21 protein-coding genes are annotated in these 24,169 nt (G+C 44.7%); 14 read left to right on the top strand and 7 right to left on the bottom strand.

The genetic code is table 11. From position 1 onward, the window contains the following. Positions 1–73: 73 nt before the first annotated feature. Together LEP1GSC050_RS06120 and LEP1GSC050_RS06115 are read left to right on the top strand one after the other, a co-directional pair. A complete protein-coding gene (locus tag LEP1GSC050_RS06120; protein ID WP_010570365.1) occupies positions 74–2,188 on the top strand; it encodes a sodium-translocating pyrophosphatase in 2,115 nt (704 codons plus the stop codon). A 239-nt stretch (positions 2,189–2,427) separates the two neighbouring features. Continuing rightward, entirely contained in the window at positions 2,428–3,006 is a 579-nt protein-coding gene (locus tag LEP1GSC050_RS06115) for a hypothetical protein (protein ID WP_040911465.1), read from the top strand. A 104-nt stretch (positions 3,007–3,110) separates the two neighbouring features. Here the strand turns inward: LEP1GSC050_RS06115 and LEP1GSC050_RS06110 are convergent, their stop codons facing one another. Continuing rightward, a complete protein-coding gene (locus tag LEP1GSC050_RS06110; RefSeq protein WP_010570363.1) occupies positions 3,111–4,391 on the bottom strand; it encodes a hybrid sensor histidine kinase/response regulator in 1,281 nt (426 codons plus the stop codon). Between the two features lie 349 nt (positions 4,392–4,740). On the opposite strand from LEP1GSC050_RS06110, the gene LEP1GSC050_RS06100 reads away from it, so the two are divergent. Further along, positions 4,741–5,301 (top strand): NADPH-dependent FMN reductase, encoded by a 561-nt coding sequence (locus LEP1GSC050_RS06100; protein ID WP_040911461.1) that lies wholly within the window; start codon positions 4,741–4,743, stop codon positions 5,299–5,301. Between the two features lie 44 nt (positions 5,302–5,345). Here the strand turns inward: LEP1GSC050_RS06100 and LEP1GSC050_RS06095 are convergent, their stop codons facing one another. Beyond that, the gene (locus LEP1GSC050_RS06095; protein ID WP_010570360.1) at positions 5,346–5,831 is read right to left on the bottom strand and encodes a GNAT family N-acetyltransferase; all 486 of its coding nucleotides are present in this window, start codon (positions 5,829–5,831) and stop codon (positions 5,346–5,348) included. An 85-nt stretch (positions 5,832–5,916) separates the two neighbouring features. On the opposite strand from LEP1GSC050_RS06095, the gene LEP1GSC050_RS06090 reads away from it, so the two are divergent. Further along, positions 5,917–6,771 (top strand): hypothetical protein, encoded by an 855-nt coding sequence (locus tag LEP1GSC050_RS06090; protein WP_010570359.1) that lies wholly within the window; start codon positions 5,917–5,919, stop codon positions 6,769–6,771. 400 nt (positions 6,772–7,171) lie between these two features. Here LEP1GSC050_RS06090 and LEP1GSC050_RS06080 read toward each other — a convergent pair whose 3' ends face one another. Continuing rightward, entirely contained in the window at positions 7,172–8,569 is a 1,398-nt protein-coding gene (locus LEP1GSC050_RS06080) for a glycine--tRNA ligase (RefSeq protein WP_010570358.1), read from the bottom strand. A 105-nt stretch (positions 8,570–8,674) separates the two neighbouring features. Between LEP1GSC050_RS06080 and LEP1GSC050_RS06075 the strand changes: the two genes are divergently transcribed. The 4 genes from LEP1GSC050_RS06075 (at position 8,675) to LEP1GSC050_RS06060 (ending at position 13,113) form a co-directional block, all read left to right on the top strand. Next, positions 8,675–10,354, top strand: a complete 1,680-nt coding sequence (locus LEP1GSC050_RS06075) for an energy transducer TonB family protein (protein ID WP_010570357.1) — start codon at positions 8,675–8,677, stop codon at positions 10,352–10,354. Further along, on the top strand, positions 10,351–11,124 hold the full coding sequence (locus LEP1GSC050_RS06070; RefSeq protein ID WP_010570356.1) for a PrsW family glutamic-type intramembrane protease: 774 nt from the start codon (positions 10,351–10,353) through the stop codon (positions 11,122–11,124). The genes LEP1GSC050_RS06075 and LEP1GSC050_RS06070 overlap by 4 nt, the downstream gene beginning before the upstream one ends. Beyond that, entirely contained in the window at positions 11,114–12,022 is a 909-nt protein-coding gene (locus LEP1GSC050_RS06065; protein ID WP_010570355.1) for a 50S ribosomal protein L11 methyltransferase, read from the top strand. Before LEP1GSC050_RS06070 ends, LEP1GSC050_RS06065 begins: the two co-directional genes overlap by 11 nt. Before the next feature lie 95 nt (positions 12,023–12,117). After that, the gene (locus LEP1GSC050_RS06060) at positions 12,118–13,113 is read left to right on the top strand and encodes an adenosine kinase (RefSeq protein WP_010570354.1); all 996 of its coding nucleotides are present in this window, start codon (positions 12,118–12,120) and stop codon (positions 13,111–13,113) included. Positions 13,114–13,164: 51 nt separating this feature from the next. On the opposite strand, the gene LEP1GSC050_RS06055 is transcribed toward LEP1GSC050_RS06060, so the two are convergent. Genes LEP1GSC050_RS06055 through LEP1GSC050_RS06040 form a run of 4 tightly spaced genes read right to left on the bottom strand, consistent with a single transcriptional unit; the run spans position 13,165 to position 17,011 of the window. Next, positions 13,165–14,436, bottom strand: a complete 1,272-nt coding sequence (locus tag LEP1GSC050_RS06055; RefSeq protein ID WP_010570353.1) for an LIC11270 family surface protein — start codon at positions 14,434–14,436, stop codon at positions 13,165–13,167. Beyond that, entirely contained in the window at positions 14,433–15,254 is an 822-nt protein-coding gene (locus LEP1GSC050_RS06050; protein WP_020987525.1) for a hypothetical protein, read from the bottom strand. The genes LEP1GSC050_RS06055 and LEP1GSC050_RS06050 overlap by 4 nt, the downstream gene beginning before the upstream one ends. Further along, positions 15,251–16,075 carry a tRNA pseudouridine(38-40) synthase TruA gene (gene truA / locus LEP1GSC050_RS06045; protein WP_232225770.1) on the bottom strand — a complete coding sequence of 275 codons (825 nt, stop codon included), beginning with the start codon at positions 16,073–16,075 and terminating at the stop codon, positions 15,251–15,253. Before truA ends, LEP1GSC050_RS06050 begins: the two co-directional genes overlap by 4 nt. Before the next feature lie 54 nt (positions 16,076–16,129). Then, the gene (locus tag LEP1GSC050_RS06040) at positions 16,130–17,011 is read right to left on the bottom strand and encodes a DUF2225 domain-containing protein (RefSeq protein WP_010570350.1); all 882 of its coding nucleotides are present in this window, start codon (positions 17,009–17,011) and stop codon (positions 16,130–16,132) included. Positions 17,012–17,148: 137 nt separating this feature from the next. Here LEP1GSC050_RS06040 and LEP1GSC050_RS06035 point away from each other — a divergent pair, with 137 nt between their 5' ends. From LEP1GSC050_RS06035 to lsa25, 6 genes are all read left to right on the top strand, one after another. Beyond that, positions 17,149–18,264, top strand: coding sequence for an LIC11274 family protein (locus tag LEP1GSC050_RS06035; protein WP_010570349.1), 1,116 nt, complete (start codon positions 17,149–17,151; stop codon positions 18,262–18,264). A 177-nt stretch (positions 18,265–18,441) separates the two neighbouring features. Beyond that, complete coding sequence (locus LEP1GSC050_RS06030) at positions 18,442–19,239, top strand: lysophospholipid acyltransferase family protein (RefSeq protein WP_010570348.1); 798 nt, start codon at positions 18,442–18,444, stop codon at positions 19,237–19,239. After that, positions 19,236–20,711, top strand: coding sequence for an acetyl-CoA carboxylase biotin carboxylase subunit (locus tag LEP1GSC050_RS06025; RefSeq protein WP_040911184.1), 1,476 nt, complete (start codon positions 19,236–19,238; stop codon positions 20,709–20,711). The genes LEP1GSC050_RS06030 and LEP1GSC050_RS06025 overlap by 4 nt, the downstream gene beginning before the upstream one ends. Continuing rightward, on the top strand, positions 20,708–21,193 hold the full coding sequence (locus LEP1GSC050_RS06020; RefSeq protein ID WP_020987617.1) for an acetyl-CoA carboxylase biotin carboxyl carrier protein subunit: 486 nt from the start codon (positions 20,708–20,710) through the stop codon (positions 21,191–21,193). The genes LEP1GSC050_RS06025 and LEP1GSC050_RS06020 overlap by 4 nt, the downstream gene beginning before the upstream one ends. A gap of 514 nt (positions 21,194–21,707) precedes the next feature. Next, the gene (gene omp85, locus LEP1GSC050_RS06015; protein WP_010570345.1) at positions 21,708–23,228 is read left to right on the top strand and encodes an Omp85 family outer membrane protein; all 1,521 of its coding nucleotides are present in this window, start codon (positions 21,708–21,710) and stop codon (positions 23,226–23,228) included. A gap of 13 nt (positions 23,229–23,241) precedes the next feature. Beyond that, entirely contained in the window at positions 23,242–23,937 is a 696-nt protein-coding gene (gene lsa25, locus LEP1GSC050_RS06010; protein ID WP_010570344.1) for a surface adhesin Lsa25, read from the top strand. The last annotated feature ends 232 nt before the right edge of the window (positions 23,938–24,169 follow it).

The raw sequence follows: 24,169 nt of genomic DNA, 5'->3' as shown, positions 1-24,169 counted from the left end.
GTGCCCAAAAAAATGCTCATTCCCATCTTTTTAAACCATCGGACATTTTAAAAAAAACAAGAGGTTTCTCTGAATGAATTCGGTAACGATTATTCTGTCCTTGGCCGTCCTGGCAATTTTGACCGCCGTAATTTACGCACTTAAGGTCACCAGGATTACCATCGGAACCGAGGGCGGTAAAGACCAAGAATCCAAAAAACTGGTCGAGATCTCCTCCGCTATTTCTGAAGGCGCTATGGCCTTCCTGGTTCGGGAATATAAAACTATTTCCCTGTTCATCGGCTTTATGGCCTTGTTGATCTTCTTTCTTTTAGATAACCCGGAATCAGTTGATTTCAACGACGGGCTTTTTACGGCCATTGCATTCGTTTCCGGAGCGGTCATTTCTTGCCTTTCCGGCTTTATCGGGATGAAGATCGCGACTGCCGGGAATGTCAGAACGGCCCAGGCGGCAAAAACTTCCATGTCAAAAGCCTTCCGAGTCGCTTTCGATTCAGGCGCTGTGATGGGTTTCGGTTTGGTCGGTCTAGCGGTTCTCGGAATGATCAGCCTTTTCCTTTTGTATACCAGTATGTTTCCGAACGTCAGTAAGCTCTTTCTAATGGAGGCACTCGCAGGATTCGGTCTAGGCGGATCGGCAGTCGCTCTCTTTGGTCGAGTCGGCGGTGGAATTTATACAAAGGCAGCCGACGTCGGTGCGGATCTTGTCGGTAAAGTCGAGAAAGGAATTCCCGAGGATGATCCTCGCAACCCTGCAACGATCGCGGACAACGTCGGCGATAACGTAGGCGACGTAGCAGGAATGGGCGCCGATCTATTCGGTTCCTGTGCGGAAGCGACTTGCGCCGCGTTGGTGATAGGAGCCACTGCAGCCGGTCTTTCCGGAAACGTAGATGCACTTTTATATCCTCTGTTGATTTCGGCATTCGGAATTCCAGCATCTCTTTTAACTTCGTTTATTGCTCGTGTAAAAGAAGGCGGTAATGTCGAGACGGTCTTAAAGATTCAGCTTTGGGTTTCGACTCTGCTAGTCGCAGCGATTATGTATTTCGTGACCAATATTTATATGACCGATTCTTTCGAGATCGCGGGTAAAACGATTACGAAATGGAATGTTTACGTTTCCTTAGTCGTGGGTCTATTCTCCGGAATGTTTATCGGACTGATTACGGAGTACTACACTTCTCATTCTTACAAACCGGTTCGCGAAGTCGTGGAAGCTTCCAAGACCGGTGCGGCCACTAACATCATATACGGCCTGGCATTAGGTTACCAAAGCTCGGTGATTCCGGTAATTTTATTGGTAATCACGATTGTAACCGCGAATCTTTTAGCAGGAATGTACGGAATTGCGATTGCAGCGCTTGGAATGATTTCTACGATCGCGATCGGACTTACAATCGACGCTTACGGACCTGTTTCGGATAACGCGGGTGGAATCGCAGAAATGGCGGAATTAGGCAAAGAAGTTAGGGACCGCACCGATACCCTGGACGCCGCGGGTAATACCACTGCGGCAATAGGTAAAGGATTTGCGATCGGGTCTGCGGCACTTACTTCGCTCGCTCTCTTTGCAGCCTTTATTACGAGAACCGGCACGGTCGGTCTGGATATTTTAAACGCGGAAGTGTTCGGCGGTTTATTATTCGGAGCCATGCTACCTTTCGTTTTTACCGCCATGACGATGAAGTCCGTCGGTAAGGCCGCGGTCGATATGGTAGAGGAAGTTAGAAAACAGTTCCGAGAAATACCCGGAATCATGGAAGGTAAGGCCAAGCCGGATTACAAGCGTTGCGTCGATATTTCGACGTCAGCCGCTCTCCGCGAAATGATCCTGCCCGGTTTACTTGTTCTTTTAACGCCTATCGTTGTTGGCTATCTTTTCGGCATTAAATCTCTTGCGGGAGTTCTTGCAGGAGCTCTTGTCGCAGGAGTGGTTCTTGCAATTTCTTCCGCAAACTCTGGAGGCGGTTGGGATAATGCTAAGAAATATATCGAGAAAGCCGCGGGCGGAAAAGGTTCCGATCAGCATAAAGCGGCCGTTGTGGGAGATACCGTAGGCGATCCCTTAAAGGATACTTCCGGACCTTCGATCAATATCCTTATCAAGCTCATGGCGATTACTAGTCTTGTCTTTGCGGAATTCTTTGTTCAGCAAGGCGGACTCTTATTAAGACTTTTCCATTAAGAATCTTCGTAAGGAATCCTCTTTCGAGGATGTTCAATGACGGATATCCCTCGAACGAGGGATAAAAAAGGGGGCCTACTTGGTCCCCTTTTTTGTCTCATAATATTTTTTGCATTTGTTCGCTCAGATTTTAAGGAGTTGGAAAATTCTTAAATAGAATGAAAAAAAGAAATAGGTTGAACGATTTCCGGTTAGAGACTACACTAAAGCCGGGTAAGCGGCAATCGCCCGGGATTAAAATGAAATATTTGAAAACGAATAATGTGTCAAGTCGCCGCGATCTTGGAATCTTCGCTCTGTTGCTTGCGGTCCTTTTTCTCAACTGCGGTGCGTTACTGGTTACCGAGTCGGAGACAAATAAAGTTGCTAAGAGTTCGAACCAAACGGACACTACTTTAGGTTTATTGGGATTGTCTCTTTCCAATCGCCCGAATGGCGGGACCTTCTCACTTGCAAATACGCCGTCCGGACTTATTTCTGTGCCGCAATCGAATTATACGGCCAGCTACCAGATCGTAGCCGCATCGGTCGCGGCTTCGACAAACCTAACTATTTTAATCCAGAAAAACTGTAACGCGTTGAATATGTCGGATTCGTTTAGTTTTCCGGGTGTGTCCCCCGCCTCGAACACTTATGCGGTGCAATATCCTCAAGATTTTAGTAACGGATCCGTTTCTATAAGCATTGCCATATATAATATCAGCTATACCACCGATACATGTAGCTATTCGCATAGTATCTCTGCATCGAATAATATAGCATTACCAGTCGGAACTAGTCTAGGCACAGCAACGATCAGTTATTGGAATAGCGGTTAAGATCTCCGGTCCTACATCGCCGCGCAGAATCCGAATTATATTATGGAATATTTACGAATCTTCCTTCCACAAGAATACGACTGGAAGTGCACGTATGTTTGATCTTACGATTTATGATTCAAAGGTAGGAAAATTTCCGCAAGTACTGAAAGCCTAACCGAATTCGTAGTGTGATCCTTAGCGTTATGAATGAAGAACATTCCATTATGTTTATGCGTAATATAATCTACGGCGGTTAAGCCTAAACCTAATCCGAATCTTTCAAAATCCGCCGCTTCTTCCACGGGAGGAAGGACTCGAAAGAAAGGCTGCACGACTAGATTCTCGAATTTTTCTTCGATTCCTGCACTTACTTTCTCCACTATATTTTTTACGGCAATGCAGAAATACCCTTGGACCACGGTTGCAAAGAGGTCTACACTTGTGTCGGAAATGCAATACTTGCAGGCATTTAGTAGTAGTTCGTCGGTAGCCATAGAGAAGGATTCGAGTTCGATATCTAAAGGAGGATCGCTTTTAATCTCCGGAAAATTTAGAGTCACATTTTTGGATTTAAAGATAGGGGATAAACGAGTGGATTTATCTTTTATATGCCGTAATAATTCGGATGCTCTTACGGTTATGAATTTCGGCTCTCTATGCACTATGTCCAGAAGGTCGGATATTCCGGAAAGTATGTTTTTACCGACCTGTTGATTCATATAAATTAAATCTAAAGTTTCTTTATTAACGAGATATTCGGAGCCTGCATCCTTTTGTGATAATTTCAGCATGTCCAACAACGTAATTAACGCGCCGATTCCCGACCCTTGGGAAAGCGAAGTTTTTAAGGAATATAAGGAGGAAATTTCCCACGATTCTCTACTCGATTTTCTTTGAGATTCCTTAAACGTAAGCCAATCCAATTGATTACGGAGCTGTTGCGTTTCGATTCCTTCTATTTCCTTTTCAGTCTTGGATTCTAGACGTTTTTCCGCTGCCTTCTTGATCGAATTAAAAAAAGGATTGGGGAGTATAGGCTTAATCAAATAATCCACAACTCCCATCTTCATTATATCGATCACCTCTTCCGATTCGTCGATAGAGGTTTCTATTATGATATAAGCCTCCGGTTGGATCTCCTTCAATTTTTGAACGAAGGTTTTTCCGTCCATTATAGGCATCATCAAATCCACAATATATAGGGAGTAGGACTTCTTATTAGCTTTCTCTAAACCTATGACTCCGTTTTCTGCGATTTCGCAGTCTATCCCGAGCCGTTTACAATAGGAGGAATAAAGCTGAGCGATTTCTTCGGAATCTTCAATGATCAGGACCGGTTCATCCAATAATACCTGGATTTTGGATCTGCTGATTTGTTCAGAATGTCGCGAAGTGTGGTCCATTTTATTGTCCTTTGAGGAGTCTATCGAAAGAGATAACTTAAAAGACGTTCATATTCTGTTAAATTATACAAACTTGATATACATATCAAAAATATAGAATATGGTAAAATCGAAAAATATCCAGAAAGAATTCTCCTTAAGGACGGAAAAATTTTCCCGCTTTTGGCGCAATAAATGAGAGTCGCATTTGCATTGCCAGCGATGCCTTTGAGGGAAACCGCCAAATTCTTCGTTTAAACCTTATTTTTTGGGCGAACAAACAATCCGAATTCATGTCATATTAATATAGCTTTTAACAAGCTTGGGAGGCTTTTATTCGAAGCCTTTTATTCTATCGAAGGTCTATTTTTTGGCAAGTTCGACTCCGAAAATTCTGGGTATTGTAGGCAGCTTACGATCGGGTTCTGTGAACAAGGCTCTGCTTTCGGCGGCGAGGTGTTCGGCGCCGGAATACGTGCAGCTAGATATTTACGAAGGAATCGGAAACCTACCGTTTTTTAATCCTGATTTGGAAGGGCAGGAATCCGAGAGTGTTTCGGATTATCGGTCCGCCTTGCGATCGGCAAACGCGATCATAATTGCAAGTCCGGAATACGCTCACGGAATTACGGGCGTCTTAAAGAATGCTTTAGATTGGGTTGTAGGGAGCGGGGAATTCATCGATAAGCCTGTTGCAATCTTGAATGCCTCGAAACGTGCCACCATAGCTTATGAATCGCTTCTGGAAATCATGAAGGTAATGTCCGCGAATGTTATCCGTGAGGCTTCCCTAACGATACCGTTGGTCGGTAAAGATATCACAGAAAAGGAAATTTTGGCCGATTCCGAATATACATATCTCTTAAAAAAATCTCTGGAAACATTGTGTTTTGCAATCGAAGCAAATAGAGAGAAGCAGATATCAGGATAGGCAAACCGAAAGGAAAATTTGAAATTCGGATAAGCTTGGTCGGATCAATCGACTAATTTTCGAAAACGAATATAGAAAGGATCGAAGCCTAAAGATTTCCAGAAGGCAACCGCGTTTTCGTTTTCGGCGATTGCACGTAACTCGATCGCTTTGATCCCCTGCGCTTTTGCCCATTCGAAAGTGGCTTCTACAAGAGGTTTCATAAAACCGGACCTTCGTTTTCCTTGTTTCGTGATGGCAAGATCGATATAAAGGTTTTTTTCCTCTTCAAGATACGGTTTGTCTTCGACTCTAGCAATCAATATGGAAACCAACTCTTCTCCTATAAAACCGCCTAAAAAAACGATCTTCTCAGTTCCCCGTAGTTTCAAATAAACATCCACCATTTTAGCAGCTGCTCTCGGTCGGATTTTAAATATACCGTCTAACGTTAGTTTGTTGATGAATCGGAAGAACTGATTAACGAGTTCGATCGCCGCTTCCCGATGCTCCGGTAAAACGGGTTTTATGATAAAATCTTTTGCATTCATTGCATTACTATGAAAAAAGAAACTTGATTTAGGATGAATCTTTAGTGTTATCGAAGGAGTGAAAACTCGATTAAGGACATTTTTTATGCAAAAATTCGCCGGTCGAGTGTTTTTAACTGTGATGGCGGGTCGGAGCTTTCTTAGCGGATTTTTATTCGTATCGTTTTTCTTCTTCACGAACTGCCAAAGCAATCATCATGATACCCTTCCGGCTCCGTTACTCGACTTCATCGTTCTGGATTATGTAATATCCCAAGACCCCGATCGTTCGGCCGTCTATTTTTCGACCGTTAGAAGCGTCGGCGTGGAAGTTGCTTACGAAACGGGAGCCGCTCCCGAAGACGGTACGTTTGCAAGTGTTGTTCCTCCTATGCCGGTTTGGGAAGTTACTCGTAGGAATCTGGAAAATGTGTTTGCGAACAGGGGATATTCCGTTTCAGTTTCGACTCCTTCCGGTGTTTCGGGAGAGATGCAGGAATTGCCGAGCCAAGGTAAGGATGTTTGGAGCGTCGGTGATTTGGTTGCGTTATCCTCAAAGTATAGACGGAAATCTTCCGATTTTCAGACGGCAAATTTCTTTGTAGTGTTTGTGAAAGGAAAAATGAGTGATAGCAATATAATTGCAATTACGATTTCGGGTGTATTCAATATAGGAGCACCGGCGGTCTTCGTATTTAAGGATATTATAAACACTTTTCCCGTGCAGTATAGAAAGTCGGGGGAACAGTCGACTGTTGTGCATGAGTTAGGCCATGCGGTAGGTTTGGTTAACAACGGAATTCCTATGCAGTCCTCCCACCAGGATCTTTCCCACGGTGCTCATTGCACGAATAAGAAATGTACGATGTATTATTCCATACAATTAGAGAATTTTAATGCGTCTGCGCCCTTGATCTACGGCGACGAGTGCATTGGTGATATTAGAAATTATAAACCGTAAGCAGGAGACAGGGTTACATTCAGAAAATTAGAAATATTGCCACTATTTTATGTTCGAAAGTTCTGTTGGACCTCCAACATGAATTTCAAAATGAAAAATGCTTGTGTTCTCGCGATTTTTGTGAAATAAGACGATTCTCCACCGCTTCGCTCCGGCCCCCGCCCACTAGGGCGGGGTTTATTAAGTAAATTCTACTCTCCTGATTTATTGGATCCAATACCTAATACCTAACTTCTACGCACTTTTAATGGTTCTCTGATAGAGAAACTTCTCCGCGAGAAACCGCCGCCTTTCCAGCGTCGCGCAGCTTCTGTCTTCCAAAAGGCAAATGGCCGACGCGTTCGCTTTGCTCACGCTAGATAGATAAGTGAAACGAATGGAATATTCCAAGCATTTTCGACTATAGAATTTTTTCCGCAAAGAACGCCTTAAGGTTCGCGATCGGCAGCCTTTCCTGGGACATACTGTCTCTCTCTCTGACGGTTACAGTCTTATCCTTAAGAGAATCGTAATCTACGGTGATGCAGTAAGGGGTCCCGATTTCATCTTGCCGACGATATCGTTTTCCGATCGCTCCTCCATCATCGTATTCCATATTTCCCAGCGAGGATAAATCGGAAAAGATGGAACGAGTTAGTTCGGGAAGGCCGTCTTTTTTCATCAACGGGAAGACTCCTATTTTTACGGGCGCTACCTTAGGGGAAAAGCGAAGCACGGTTCTAATCTCCCCATCCGCTAATTTTTCTTCCGAGTAAGCGTCGGTAATCGTAGCGAGGAATAGGCGATTTAAGCCTAACGCGGGTTCAACGACATAGGGAATATACTTCTTATTTGCGACCTGATCTTGATACTTTAAATCTTCGCCTGAGAATTTTTCGTGTTGAGTCAAATCATAGTCGGTACGGGACGCGATTCCCCAAAGTTCTCCCCATCCGAATCCGTATTTATATTCGATATCGGAGGTTGCTTCGCTATAAAAGGATAATTCCTCTTTCTCGTGCTCTCTGATCTTTAGATTTTCCTTACGAAGTCCGACGTGATCGGTCAAAAAATTTAAACAATAATCCACCCAATGTGAGAACCATTCTTTCTGAGTTCCTGGCTCGCAAAAATATTCCATCTCCATTTGTTCGAATTCGCGGGTTCTGAATACAAACTGTCTGGCCATAATTTCATTTCGAAACGATTTTCCGATTTGAGCGATTCCGAACGGTATCTTGCGTCTTGTCGTGGAGACTACGTTCTTAAAATTGATAAAAATTCCCTGAGCGGTCTCGGGTCGAAGGTAGATATCCTGAGCGTCTTCGGCGGATGCACCGTGGGAAGTTTTGAACATCAGATTGAAATCGCGGGCTTCGGTAAAAGTGCCACGGTTCCCGCAAGTCGGGCAGGCGAAGTTTCCTTCCTTAATCACCTGATTCATTTTTTCAAGAGTGAGGCCCGTCGCCGCGCCTTCCCCTTTTTGATCTTCCAGAAATTTATCCGCACGGATGCGCGCTTTGCAATTTTTACAATCGATCAGGGGATCGTTGAAATTCGAAACATGGCCTGAGGCCTCCCATACTTTCGGATTCAGAAGTATGGAAGAATCTAAGCCCACTACATCTTCGCGCAGGTGAACAAAATGCTTCCACCAGAGTCGCTTTAAATTATGGAGAAGTTCCGCTCCGTACGGACCGTAGTCGAAAGTATTCGAGAGTCCTCCGTAAATTTCGGAACCTGGATAAACGAAGCCGCGTCTTTTACATACGGACACGATATCTTTCAACGATGAATCTAGGGTTTCTTTCTTCTCCATGCGTCCAAGAATTCCCGAATCGGTGTTACGATAAAGTATTAAATTCCCACAAATCTTTCAATTCTTGTTTGCGTTGGAAGACTAGGGAGGTCCAATAGGCGGAGGATGTTCGAGACAGTGTTTTCCCGTAAACGTCGAATCGTAGAGTGGGGGATTAACTTTCTTTCCTGGATTTCACCGTTCGTCGGATTCGGCATCTTTTTTCCCTTAGGGGTCTTGTTTGCGTTTCCGACCGGAAGAAATGTTAGAAGAAACGCTTTTTCTTCCTTGGCGCTGCAAGTCGCCATCCTTGGAATTTTATATCCGCTCGAAATTATTCAGCTTTTTTCCACAAAAGCCGAGGAATTCATTTCAATCTTCGTTTTAGTAAGTCCGCAGATATCCGGATTGCACGGATGGTTTATTCTTCCGTTATTCTTTTTGCTTGGCCTTGTATTCATGCTTCTGCAAGCAAAGTCGGTTCGCTCTAAATTGCGCTCCGGAGAAAAAAAGCCCTTAATCCTTGTACCTGTTTTTTCGATTTTGGCCTTATTCGGGGTTTTAATTCTGACTCACCATCTCGCCTTTGAAGATGAGTTCAGGGTAAAGATGGCTCCTTTTGTGGTGCTGTCCGAAAGTGTTTGGATTTTTTTCCCTTGGTTGATCGCCGTCGCAGGAATGATGTCCGGAGGTCGCCCGATCTTCTTATTTCGCAAACCCTGGGCTTGGTTTTCTAAACAGGTATTCGTTTCTAGAGTTTCCGAAACCAAGGAAACTCCATCCGCTTTTAAGAAACGAAAATATTCGACGATTCGAGACTTATTGCTTCCCGGGTGGGGGCATATTTATTCCGGAAATCTTTGGAAAGGGTTTCCGATTCTATTCGTCTATTTGCTTCTTCTTTTATTCTTTGCGGCTTTCTTTTTCTCCTGGATGGAACCTGCATTCGGAATTCGTTATTTAGCTTCTCTGGGTTTGAAGCCCGGTATACCGGATAAGAAATTTTTCGAAGTTGCTTCCTCCTTTCTTCCTTGGTTTATCGCTTTGCTACTTTTATTGGCGACCAACGGTTTCTCGCATTGGTTATTGCGGAGATCGTTTCATACGAATTTACCTGCGCGTGGCTTACGGCCCGGGTTTGCGAATAATATCGCTCTTAGTGTTTTGATTCACTTGATTCTTCTCTCTTTAGTTTTAATTATCCCTGCGATGATTAATCGGAAATCGGATAAGGAAAAATCCAAACCCGAAGGACACTATACTCCGGAAAATACGATGGAATATTATTTCATCGATCCTAACCTTCCTGACGAAGTTCAGGGTCTGAACGGAGGAGTTATAACGGGGACTGAAACGCCGAATACCCAACAAGGTGAGAAGATTCCGAACGAGAAACCTTCCGACGAAGGGCGGGTCAAAGGAGACGTAAAACGAATTCGAGGAAAGAAGCTTCCTCCGACATATTCCAATTATATTTCCGCGAAGATGCGGGCCTTCGAATCCTTTATGGAATATTGGAAGACAGCTCCGCTTAATTACTCTTGCGTCGTTGCATATACGATCACTCCTGAAGGTGATGTTGTGGATGTAGAGCTTGTGGAAAGTTCTCCCTATCCCGAACAGGATCGGCGGACGTTGGAGTTGATCGAGAATCTATCTCCGATGATGCCTCCACCGGGAACCAAGGGCTATGTTCGAGTGACGGAGCTTTTCTGGAACGGCACCATTAATCCCGAAACGATGCCTACAAAATTGCAAAGCGATTTGGTGCAGATGTTCGACGGACGTTATATGGAGGAGTTATGAGCGTCGAACTACTTGCCATTCTGAGTATTTTCCCCTGGGCTTTCGTCTTGGTCTATATTCATCCTAAAATTCCCGTTTCTAAACTTTTATTCACACTATTCGGCGCTCTCGCCTTAGGTTGGCTGGCTACCGAATTGGTTCTACAATTGAATGCTTGGTTTTGGCCGAACGTTCCGGTTCCGGGAAAAAAACCTTCCGGTTCAATTTTATCCCAGACGGTTCACATTGCGTTCGTTCAGGCAGGAATGATGGAGGAGGCTTGCAAATCCGCACTTATTTTAGGATTTTCTTATTTAGTTGCGTATGACCGGCAGGCGAAACGTTTTTTACCGGAAGTTTTCCTGATCGGAGGATTTGTGGCGCTCGGATTCGCCGGTGTGGAAAATTACCATTATATACAGTCCGCAAACGAACATGACCGTGTAGCTACCTTCATCGCAAGAACGTTAAAATCCACGAACGCGCACCTACTCATAAACTTATGCTTCTCCCTTTTTCTGATTAAGAGCAATTTTAAGGAGAAAGGGGATAAGGCCAAGTATTTAGTCCAGGCATTTTTGCTTGCCGTTTTTCAGCACGGTTTGTTCGATTTTTTCGTTTTGCCTAACGGAAGATTCGGAGCTTGGATCGCGATCGCCTTATTCGTCGGGATTTGGGTTTGGATAGTAAAGGATCGAAGAAAATACTTGGTTCCCCTTGATGCAGAAATCGTAGATGACGTTAGGGTCCGTCTACCTAACTTGTCCTCAGGGCAATCAGGTGAAGTATAAGGAAGTTAAAGTATCCATACCTAAAGATTTTGCAGAAGAGTTTTCCTCCCTGCTCGATGAATGGAAGGTCGCCGGATATTATGAAATTCTTTTCGATCGGGAAGAAGCTAGAAAGCCGGGCGAGGAAATTATTTCGGATAATACTCCGATTCGAGTTTACTTAGCGGAAGAAGATCCGACGTCGGAAGCAAAAATCTGGGTTTACCTAAAGGCAGTCGCTCCGGAGAATTCTTTCGCCGAATCGAGATGGATCGAAACGAAAGAATACGAAGAAGCTTACAAGGAATTTTATAAACCCTTTTCGGTAGGAGTGTTTTGGGTAGTACCAACTTGGGAAAAGGACGATTGGGAAAATGCGAAGGCTGCCGAAATTCAACCTGCCGTTCCCATATACATCAATCCCGGACTGGCCTTTGGTACCGGACATCATGAAACGACCCGATTGGTATTATCCCGACTCGGGGATATCGAGCTGACCGGAAAGCGCGTGGTAGATATCGGCGCAGGTTCGGGAATTCTTTCCGTTGCGGCTTCCAAGATCGGTGCTTCGGAAATCCTCGCCGTCGATATCGATCCGAATGCGGTTAGATCGTCTAGTTTCAATCGCGATGAAAATCAAATATCCGATTCGAAGCTTAGAGTAGAAGAGGGCGGATTCGATCACCCTTTGGTCGCGGAAAAAGAATACGATCTATGCGTGGCAAATATCACCTTTGCCGTTCTGAAGGCGAATATCGGACGGATTGCCTCCTTAAAAACGAATCATTTCCTATTTAGCGGGGTGATAACGGAAAGAAAGGAAGAGTTCCTGGAACTTCTCACCAATATCGTCAAAGGGAAGTTAGTCTATGAAACTTCTTGGAACGGCTGGGAGTTGATCGAATGGCTTCGCGAATGAGGAATTATTCCGCCTAGTTTCCGTCGGTGAATCGAAAATGTTAATCCACTTTAGGTTTATTGCATTTTAATTTTATAATAGTTTAGGAGATTTTCATGAAACATTACGACGTATTCGGAGTCGGAAACGCACTAGTCGATATTTTAGTATTAACCGACGATCCCTTTTTGAAGGATTTAGGTTGGACTAAAGGAATCATGACGTTAGTGGATTCGCAAACGCAGGGAAAAGTCTTAACGGCTCTCGAAGGGCATAAGAAGGAATTACGCTCCGGAGGGAGTGCGGCAAATACTATGATCGCCCTGGCAAACTCCGGCGGAACCGGAACCTATACCGGGAAGGTCAGCAAAGATACGTACGGCGAATTCTATAAACAGGATATGGAAAATGCAGGGATTCTATTCGAAGTTCCTCCAGTAACGAACGGACATACCGGTACTTGCGTAATTTTGACGACTCCGGATGCCGAAAGAACGATGCTTACCCACTTAGGTATCTCATCCACATTAACGAAGCAAGACATCGATCTCACTAGATTAAAAGCTTCTTCCTATAGCTACTTGGAAGGGTATCTTTGGGACGTTCCATCCACGAAGGAAGCCTGCATTTTAACGATGGAAGAATCGAGAAAAGCGGGAGTCAAAGTGGCTTTTACTTACAGCGATCCTTTTTGCGTGAATCGCTCCCGGGAAGATTTTATAAAACTAACTAAAGAATATTGTGATGTAGTTTTTTGTAATGTAGAGGAGGCTAAGGCTTTGGCCGGTTCGGAATCGAAAGAAGAGGCTCTTAAATTCGTGGCCTCCCTTTGCTCTACGGTTTTTATGACGGACAGTTCCAACGGGGCGTTCGTATCCGAAGACGGAGTAATCCGCCATGTCGGAGGTTTTCCCGCTCAGAATTTATTGGATACCACCGGCGCAGGAGATAGCTTCGCCGCCGGTTCCCTATTCGGGCTTACTCACGGATTTTCTCTGGAAAGAGCGACAAAATGGGGGAACTACGTAGCGTCGCGAATCGTTCAAGAAATCGGGCCCCGTCTAAACGTAAGATTGATGGGAAGGCAAGAGGAAATCCTGGGGAAAGTTTAATAACGGTTTATCCGAAAAATAGAAATAAAAGTTTTTCGGACCACTAAGAACTTACGGACAGTTTAAGGAAACGGCCATCGTGTTTCCGTTCCCGTTAGGAGGAACGGAAAAGGTGGTCTGTCTTACGATCGTATCCGGAAAACCGTCGACTCTTGCGATGTCTCCTAGACAAACCAATTGATATTGACCGGGCATGATGTATTTGATCGGTGTGGTTCCTGAAAGCGCCGGAGACGCAATCAAAGGTAGTTTTTTCAACAGGTTGATTTCGGTGTCTCGGAAAATTCCATAATAATGGTACGTGGAGCCGCTTCCTCCATTGATCAGTAATCTGGAGGCGGAACTAGGGTAAATGGTTCGGGAACGGAGTAGTAAATTTCCGCCGATATCCGTTTGACCTTGGTGATCTGCATTCCAGTCGCTGACCGCAACCAAAGTTCCTGCATTCGATCCGTCGAGCGCGGCGAACGAGTGAATCATTAAGTTTTCCTTAAGATTCATCCTCACTTCGAAGATATAGGGTTCATAACCGGGACGGAATTCCATGTCGCCGTTGCCCATGGGTCCTCCTTCGTCGCCGCCCATGGAGTAGAGCAAAGGGAAAATTAGAGGAGTAGTGGATTTTGTCAATGCACCCGGAACATACGCCATTCTTGGAACGATATTAAATCCGTTGATCGGATAGTTATCAAAAAAGGTGATCGTAGTAAGATCTACATTCGGAATATTTCCCCAGGCGGTTATCATGCTTCTTAAGAAGACGCCCGTGTAATAATATTGACTAGGATTTCCTTGGCTAGTCCCCTCAGTGGGATCGTTTGATTCGTACTGAGCGCCGTCTCCGTTGAATAACTGCTGCATTTTAAATTCGCCATTTTGCGATCGGCAAGTATTTGAATTCAGAGTATACGGAACGGTGCAATAAACTTCGCGATTCGGCGCGATAAAATCCCAGAAAGATTTCGATTGCTTAGTCGTCGTGATTTGGGAAAGATTCCCCAGCCCTTGTTGGTACTTGGATGAGATCCTGATTTCTCCGATATCGATGAAAATCGGGAGATCCTTTGCCAAGGGAACTCCAGCAAGATTGAACGCAGGATCACCGGGGACGTCATCCTTGTACAAGGCTCCCGTTCCGCCGTTGTATTGCGAAAAATCCTGAGGATTGTCGGTTGCATACGTCGCTTTTAAAAGAAGAAGCATTCTACTATTAAAAAGCGTGCTCACTACAGGCGCTCCGGTAAGGTTCCCTTTCCAGTCACCTTGGCGGCAGGCCGCGAGCATGAGGCTTAGCAAAATAGCCGTTGAGATTTTGCGATTCATAGGAACATACTCACCATAAGACCGAAGTTGAAAAATTCCGTATTTACCGTATGATAATAATTGGGATTCGTAAGTCGAGAATCTTCCGTGGGTCCAATATACGGATATTTGGTCGCACTTGGAGGTTCCAAGTCTGTCTCGAATATTTTATAATAATCCACTCGAATTCCGATTCGAATTTTTTTCCCCGCAATGAAGCTGGCCTCGAAACCTGCATACAACGTTTTATCCCAACGAGACGTGTTTGCAGGTCGAGCGACTACGTAGGTTTCTCCAGCTCCACCTTTTACGAGGAAATTGATGGGAATTTCAAACGGTAGTTTATAAACCAATGCGCCATAGGTTGGAATCGTCGTTAAGGCACGTTCCGACCGTGATAAATAATTGGCATAGGAAGCTCCGAATTCCAGGTAAAAGATCCAAGGCCAGGGTACCCTAAAAAATAAACCGGCCCCCAGAGTCGTATTTAATATTTGCTGAGATTGGCTTCCGGGAAATGGGTTGGCGGCTCCTAACCAAAAGCCGATTTCCGGCTTCCGATTATCGAAGAAGCTAGGTACGTCCTCCTCTTCCTCTTCTTCGCCTTCCTTCACATCGCCCTTTTTACCCGATCGGGTCAGACCCGAGGACGGAAGATTTCCGCCTTGCGCGACTAATTCCCCATTTCGAAAGCTATTTCCTATCTTTGGTAAATTCCAAGTTCCGGGTATGCTCGATCCGCCTAAAAAGTTCAAGGCACGTTTACTAAGCCCGTCCGGTACGGCGAAGACGCCAGTCCAAGGAAAAAATAAAAAGGCAATCGGGAGGAATTTTTTCAACGTGAAATTCCCCCAAAAGTATCCCGTTCGACGTACAGTGAATCAATTTGAGGAAAGGAATCGTAATACGCTCGAATGAAATATAATCCATAAGGTGGAAGAGTAATTCCAGCTATCGTTCGATCTTTTGAGGATAGGATTTCCAATATATTTGTCTCTTTGCGCTTTCCTGTCGCGATCTCTAATAATGTACCCGTCAGAATACGGATCATATTATGGAGAAAGCCATTTGCCTTAATCCGGAAGCGAAACAATCCCGGTTCCTCTGGGCTCTCTTTTAAACTCGTATCATAAATGACCCGAATCGTAGTCTTTCGGTTCCTCATGGAAGTTGCCTTAGCCAGACTACGGAAATCATGCTCGCCTTTTAATAGTTCCAGTTCTTGCCGTAACCGGGAAACGTCAATCCGATGTTGGTACCAAAACACTCGGTTTTTCCAAATAGGTCGAGGGATTCTAGAGTTTAAAAGCAGATATTCGTATTCTCTAGCTGTACAGGAAAATTGAGAATTGAAGTTTTCCGGAACTGGAGTAATTCCTAGGATAGACAGACCTGGGTCGGTGAGTGCATTTAGTCCGAGTAGGAAGCGGGATAATTCTTTGATCTTTGATTTCGTTTTGAAATTTACGATCATTCCTCGAGCATGAACCCCGGTGTCAGTTCGACCCGCCCCGTAGATACGCGTGGGTTTAGCTAAGAGAATCGCTAACGCTTTCTCTATTTCATTCTGAACCGTGGGTGTTTGTCTTTGAGTTTGGTAACCGTAAAAGCATCCGCCATCATATTCCAAAAGGAGAGCATAATTGCCAGGCTCGTCCATTTCATTCATGTTTCAGAAACCGCGGGTGAGTTTTAAGGAACAAGCGGGGAAGGGTTATTTCTCTCCTCCCATCTCATCGATGATCTTATTGTATTCATCGTACAATTCTTTTGCCATATCGATGATGACCGACGGTTTGGATTTAGAAGCTTTTCCAGAACCATAAAGTCTAGAAAGAGTTCGTTTGGCCCGAACAAGCAGATTCAGTTTGGACTGGGGATCAGAAGCCAATTCGTCTTTAAATTTCATCGTCAGATATGCAGAAAGATAAATGACTCCATCAAACCCCCAGTTTTTGTCCGTATCTGGACCTAACAAATAAGAAGCTGCATCGACCGGCTCCGAACCGGATTGCATGATTTCCATCGTTTCCGTGTACCAGCCGGCGGCTTTCTGGCAGAGTAAATCCCTAATCTTATCGAATCCGATTTCGGGAAATTCGACATGCATATCGTCGAAGTACCAAGCGCCACGCACCGCACAGACTGCCTTTTTGGGAGTCGGAGCAACGTTTACTTTTCTACTTTGATAGCACTCGATCGCTAATAAGTAGGATGCCGTGCCTAAAACTAGATTTCTCTCTTGGTAAAAATCAAGAGGGCCGAGGATTAGTTCGATATTCTTTCTACGGGTTTCCGCACTTTCTCTTAGTTTTGTGTTTTCATCGGCGTCTAAAGAGGACCAGTCTTTGGGGAATGCGGTATAAAGGCATCTAGGACAAACGTTGAGAACGTAGTCGTTTGGGCTTACCCGACCGAATTTTTTGTTCTTTTCGTAGAGGCGACGTAATTCTTGAGTGAGTCGACCTGCAATTAAGCGTCCACCGCCCTGAAACATGCTCTCCCTTTGGTGAACTTCGTTGCAGATTGGGCAAACGGTGTCTTCCTTATTGCGGAAGGAGATTTTCTTACCTTGTGCTAGTGCGATTGCTGTCATTAGTTAGAGAATTTCCGGAAAAATGCAGCCGGAAGCGTCAATTCTCACCGTATTCTAACCGATAGACTAAGAAGAAAAGCACGATTTTCGGGTTGAACCCGGTCTCTTACGGGAGATAGTAAAGAAAAGGTCCGCCAATGAAGAAACTACTCGTTTTCATGATCGCGATGTTTATCGCGCCCGCAATCCTCCACGGCGAAGCCGTTTCGATGAAGGCATATAAGAAACGGGTCGAACTCCTTACCTACTTACGGGAGATAGAGCCGATCGTTCGGAATTATCCGGGCGAGCAAAAAACGCCACAGAACCAGCAAGGCCAAGCTGCACCGCAGCAATCCGAAGGGGATCGAATCGGGAAATACAAGGAGTTGAAGCGCCTTTACCAAGAGGGTTTGCTTTACTTCTTTGAAGGGAATCACGTCAATTCATATCGTCGTTTCTTAGAAGCGCAATTCGGAATGGAACTTCTATTAGAAGAAATTTCCCAGGCTTACGTTGAAAGAACCGAAGAAATGCTGAAAACGGCGATTGAAAGAAAAAATCCGAACAATCCGCAAGATAAAGCTCTTGTCGACATCGCAGTCGAATACGGACAAGGGAGTTATATTCGCGCCGATATTAAAGAAAATCGCGAAGCTCCTTATTTCCGGAGAATGTATAATCCTCGCGAATACCATTACGTAACAAGCAAGTATACGATTGAAAAGAATATGGAGCTCGGTTACCAATTTTTGGGGGAAGCGAAAGAGACCAGAAATAATGCGCTCAAAATTGAGAAGCAATTGGAAAAACATCAAAAGCTTCAGCCAAGCCATCGCAAATATCGGATAGAATATTATTTAGGCGCCATCAATCTTTGCCGGGATGCAAGAGCGAACGCTATCAATATCTTTAAATTGAAATACCCCTATGATAATTACTTCATTCAAAGATCCGATGCCAAGACGGAGGAACTGAAAAACGAATACGGGGAAATTACTCCTGCGGAAGTCGTTTCAATCGAAGGAGTTACCTACGATTTCACCCAGAATCCTCTAGTCCGTTTGGATGCAAAAATGAGTCCCGTATTCGATAAACGGATTCCGGATGAATATCGTAAGGATGCGGTAGACGTTCTCGGCAGAGTGTTTGACGATGAGATCAGTAGTCGTTTGTATCTGAGATGGGATGCCGAAAAGAGAAAGGCCCTCGTTGGAGATAAACTTCCTCCCGGGAAAACGAAGGCAACCCAGCCTGCGAATACGAATAAGTAAGCGTTGCCAAAGCGCCCCGGCTCTTCTCCAAACTTAGAAAATCGTTCTGAATGCCGTTCGTTAAAGGAGCGGCATTCCTGTTTATTACCGTCTCATTCGTTTCGTAATAAAAGAGAGTAGGCTAAGCATCGAGAAAGTACTTTCCAGACGACGTCCTCTCCGGGAGCATAGTAATGCATGAGTCCATTCAAGTTTTTGGAAAGTCGACTGGGTAGATTCTCAAAGGAATACCAGAAACTCGTTTTAAGAACCTATCTGATTACCGTCCGATTGGTATTAACGACCGCTTTACCTTCCATGATTAAAGGAATTTATTATTCGCTGATCGGGAATCGTTCCAGGCAATATATCTCGTTTCTAAAAGGGTCGGCGCTTTGGGGCGAGGCCGTACGTAAGATGACGAAAACCAAACTAGTTCTTACTAACGAGATTGCGATTCCGCAAACGGGTCATATGATTTTTTTAAATCATGTGAACGAGATCGATTTCCCGTACGATTGCCTCGTGGTGAATAAACCGTATCTTGCGAATCAAGTCATTAAGAAAACTTTAGTAGCTTATTGGTGGATGAAAGCCATGGGGTCTCAGGTATTCGAGACGTCTAAGGCGACTACGATTGCAGTTTCCGTTCGGAAGTTACTTAAAGGTTTAAATACGACCTCGTACATCGTCTATCCGGAAGGTCATAATACTTATTCGGAAGTGATTCAACCCTTAGTGAAGGGAATGGTCAAGATCGCTTTCGAAAATCGAATTCCGGTCGTTTTAGTTCTCAAATCCGGGATCACCCGCTATCAAACGGATCCAATGAACGTTACAGTCGGTTATAAGTATGTCGGGAGATTCGAACCGACAGGTTTTGCGACCTGGGAAGCATTTAGAGAATTCTTGCAAGAAGTCATGATTAAGGAGAAGGCCCTTCTGGACCAAGAGATCGGAACTCGAAGGGAACCGGAACCGGTAAAGTCAAAGTGATCCACACATTGCTCATTGCGAACCGGGGTGAGATTTCTCTTCGGATCCAAAGAACTTGCAAACGACTCGGAATTAAGACTGTCGCAGTTTTTTCCGATGCCGATGAAAATTCTCCGTTCGTTCGACAAGCCGATCTTGCCTATCATCTAGGCGCTTCAGAGCCCTCAAAATCGTATCTCTCAATCCAATCGGTCTTAAAGGCAGTCAAGGAAACCGGCGCGAATGCGGTGCATCCGGGGTACGGGTTTTTATCGGAACGTACCGAGTTCGCGCTCGCGCTCGCTAAGGAAGGAATTTTATTTTTAGGTCCTCGGCCCGAGAGCGTGGATTTAATGGGAGATAAGATTCGTTCCAGGGAAGCGATGGTGCTTGCGGGAATTCCGGTCGTTCCGGGATATAACGGAAGTTCGCAGGATCCGAAATTATTGTTAAGCGAAGCTAAAAAAATCGGGTTTCCGGTGATGATTAAGGCGAGCGCCGGCGGCGGCGGAAAAGGGATGAAGAGAGTGTATTCCGAATCGGAATTTTTACATTCTCTCGAATCCGCTCAGAGAGAGGCGAAGAACGCCTTCGGGGATGCCCGAGTATTTTTGGAAAAATACATAACCAATCCGCGTCATATAGAAGTGCAGGTTTTCGGGGATTCTAAGGGCAACGTCCTCCATCTGTTCGAAAGGGAATGTTCCATCCAGCGCAGACACCAGAAAGTCATCGAGGAATCACCGGCACCGAATTTGGATCGGAATTTACGGGATAAGATCTGCGAGGTCGCCGTTAAAGCGGCGGCATCTATCGGTTATCTCGGCGCAGGTACGGTCGAGTTCATCCTCGGTGAAGATGGAAATTTTTATTTTCTGGAAATGAACACTCGACTTCAGGTTGAACACCCGATTACCGAGATCGTAACCGGGTACGACCTAGTCGAGTGGCAGATACGAATCGCCGAAGGAAAAACCTTACCCGAACTCTTAAACGGTGCAAAACCGAATCAGACCGGGCATGCCATCGAAGCCAGGGTCTACGCGGAAGACCCGGAAAATGAATTTCTTCCGTCGATCGGAAAGATCGAATTCGCTTCATTTCCGGAAGGACAAAATATTCGCGTGGATAGCGGGGTTGTTACCGGTTCGGAAGTATCCTTATATTACGATCCTATGTTGGCTAAAGTAATCGGATCGGGTAAGAGTAGGGAAGAAGCCCGAAAAAATCTGATCAATGCGCTTGAAAGTACGATAGTGTTCGGGCCTACTACGAATGTTCCGTATCTGAAAGGGATTTTGATTCATCCTGAATTCGCAAACGGACATACCCATACTCATTTTCTGGAACAATACTCGATATCCGTCGGCGAGAACGGGGAAGAGAAAGATGCTTTAGCAAAAGTCGCCTCCTTGCTTGCCGCTCGAAGAAAAAAAGCCCCATCCATCTGGGAAGCGTTGGGTCCGAAGGATTTATGGGAAGTGAATTCATGAGTAACTTATATAGATTACGCTGGAAGGAAACGGAGTATCTTCTCGATTTGGGAGAGTCTTCGTCTTCCGCAAGAGTGTTCGATCCCGAATCCGGCTGGGAGACCTTGCTTTCCCATTATTCTTGGACAAGCGAAAAGGATGGGACTTTTTCGCTTCCTGACGGTTCTGTCGCGTTGATTTCCGGCGCGAAAATTTTCATCCATACTAGAGGACGTAGTTTTCAGTTTCTCTTGAAAGGAAAAGAAACTAGCGGAGTTGATGCTGCACAAAAAGAAATTAAAAGCCCGATGCCTGGAAAGCTCATTAAAGTCGAAGTAAAGCCGGGTGATTCAGTAAAGAAGGGTCAGATACTTGCTGTAGTCGAGGCAATGAAAATGGAACATGCTTTAAAGGCAGGCGCGGACGCAGAGGTCCAAGAATTGAAAGCTTCGACCGGCGAGCTTGTAGCCCAGGATCAGATAATTTTAATACTGAATTCATAATCCTCTTTCCAATCTTCGGAATTGCCGTTCAAATTGCCTTCGATTGCAAGTGCCGCTCGTAACGTTAAGCGCCTCAACCGGAAATATTTCCACCGAATCAATTTCGAAACTAAAAAGAAATACCGGAGCATTGTTTTAAAGTACTTCTACAACTTATCTTAATCCTTTCGGGGCTTTTCATTTTTCTTCTTACTTAACCGAATCTCTTTGAGGATGCGTTTAAACATTCGTTCATTTGTTAAATCGTCTATGACTCTTATTATTGAAATAGACAATGAGTTTTATTTCGATCTCGAAAAGTGAGATATAAAACATGTTTTTGGTGCGGAGCTTAAACTTTCCTCTCGTTCAAGATTACAATTCTATTTCGAACGATTGTATGGACTCGAATCTAGAAAATTTGCAAAAGACCCACTTAAACGCTCAACGGTTCCCCGTTTTCCAGGAATAAATTTGACATCGCCTCTTACCCCACTATAACTTGCGAAATCGTATTTTATTACCTGGGCTCTGAATGAAGAATTTTCTCGTTTGTCTTGCTTTAATCGGACTTATCACCTTTGGATTCGCTGAACCGATATCCGCGCAGAATATCATCGGCGGATGCGAAAAGCCCGAGGCCCGTAAGGATCTCCCGTTTCCAATTAGCCAGCAGAGACAACTCTGTAAGAAGGATTTAATAAAAAAGAAGGAAGGTTGGTTTCCCACTGGGCTTCCGCTCTTAAATTCGGATCCAAACAGCGGCGTAGGATACGGTGTGCGTATCTTCGCTTACAATAACGGAAAGAGGGACGATCCATTTTTCGAATACACGCCGTATAAGTTTCGCATCTATGCTCAATACTTTAACACGACCAAAAATCGACAATACCAGGATATCGCATTCGACGCGCCGTACGTTTTTGGAACTCAGTGGAGGTTAAGAGGAGAAGGCGTATATGATGCAAACCCGAATACCTTATTCTTCGGCGTTGGGGAATCCTCTCTTCAAAATTTAAGCTCTCATGATCGAAACCAACCCGGTTCGCAATTGGATACGAACCAAACATTCACTCAGCAGCAACAGAATCTTGCCTATACTCGACCGGGAGGTCCCGGCGATCCTGTTGCTTTAGGTGGAGGAACTTACAGTGGTCTACCTGCGCAGAATGGATTTAGAGTTTCCGACGGGCAATACAATCGATACAATATTATTTCGCCGACGGCGAACTTAAGCGCGGAGCATTCTTACTTAGGCGGAACGGTTAGGCTTGTTACGGGAGCTAGGTTTTCGCAGAACATCGTTCGCACATTTGACGGCACACAGGTTAAAGGGAACGACCCTGTTTTGGACGGATGGCCTATCAATTCGGGCGGGTTGGTCTATAATGGTATAACAAAACTGACGCAAGATCAGCAAGCGGGTAAGATTTTAGGGTACCATGGCGGAAATGTGAATTCCATTCGTTTGGGTTTGGTATATGATACTCGCGATTTGGAACCGGATCCGAATCAAGGCGTTTTCATGGAGGCAACCTATGAAAGAGCGACTAAAACGATGGGATCCGATTACAATTATTCGAAATATTTCGCTCAGGCTAAATTCTTCTACAGCCCGTTCCCGAAAGTTTTTGATAAACTCGTACTGGCCGGTCGTGGAGGTTTCTCGCTTACGGAAGGAGACGTTCCCTTTTTCGAATATAGAAATATGTGGGGAACGGAAGGTGTGATTTCGGGTCTTGGGGGCCGCACAACTCTTCGCGGTTATAAACAAGATCGATTTGTCGGTCGTACGATGGGCTGGGGAAACTTAGAAATTCGGTATAAATTCGCGGAATTTTCCATATGGGGGCAGCACTTCGCCTTCAATATTGTTCCATTCTTCGACTTCGGTCGTATTTGGGACGACGAACATAAGATCAGCACCCAGGGGTATAAATATTCTAAGGGAACGGGACTTCGGATTGCTTGGAATCAAACTACGATTATCATGATCGACTACGCAGTTTCTCGAGAAGATAAGCAGCTTTTTATAAACTTTAATCATGCATTTTAATAGAGTATTACCTATGAAGAACCAGTTAACCATTTTCTTTTCATCGATCCTTCAATGTTACTTCGTTCTTTCGGTTTCGTTTTTTGCAATTGCAAACTGCGAGCAAAAAAAGGATAAGGAGACTCAAGGTTTCCTGAATGAAGACGCAAACGTATTGTTGGCCGGTGCGTTATTCTTCAGCACGTATCGATCTAATGGGGACGGAACGATCACAGATTCGTCTATCGGGCTGACTTGGAAAATTTGCTCTCAGGGACAAACCTATGTTGCCACGTCCGGCGGCTATAGCTGCGAAGGCGCCAGTCTTATAAACAACGGCTGGGGAGCCGTTCAATTACAGTACTGTAATCTAAACAACGATGCCTGTAACGCGGTAAGTTTACCGAAAGCGCTAGTTCCGGTTTCTCAGATCGGGGTGGCCGGAAGCTCGGAGGCTTATAATAGTTGTTCGGGAGATAGGACCGGGGGGTATTCGAATTGGCGAGTGGCGAGCTATACTGAATTAAAATTGCTAAGTTCTTCAAGTCGCGCGGAGATGCTGATGAAATTTCCCGACACGATAGAAGATCTGTATTGGAGCGCCTGGGCCAACGAACAGGATCCCTCCAATCAAACTGCCAGAGCCGTTTCGTTTGCGAGAGATAAGTTCGGAACGGACAACGCGTCGAACAAGACCAATCGTTATTTTGTTCGCTGCGTTCGCCCTTAGCCGCAATTCGTTTAATAATAAAGAGCGAGCCGAGTACTTTAGATTTTTATAAAATTATAAAGTTATTTGGGGGTCCGGTTCGATTCATTCTGCATTTATTCTTATTCGCGTTGCGTTCCAAGTAAGTCTTTCTTGTTATTGGAATGTGAGTATTTATTCGCGATTTATATTTGACAATTTCAAAAAGAAGCGTACCTACTTATGAATTCGGAAATGTCGGAATCAATGAGTC

Source organism: Leptospira broomii serovar Hurstbridge str. 5399, from assembly GCF_000243715.2.
Lineage (GTDB): Bacteria > Spirochaetota > Leptospiria > Leptospirales > Leptospiraceae > Leptospira_B > Leptospira_B broomii.
This window is presented reverse-complemented; position numbering and strand designations above follow the sequence as displayed.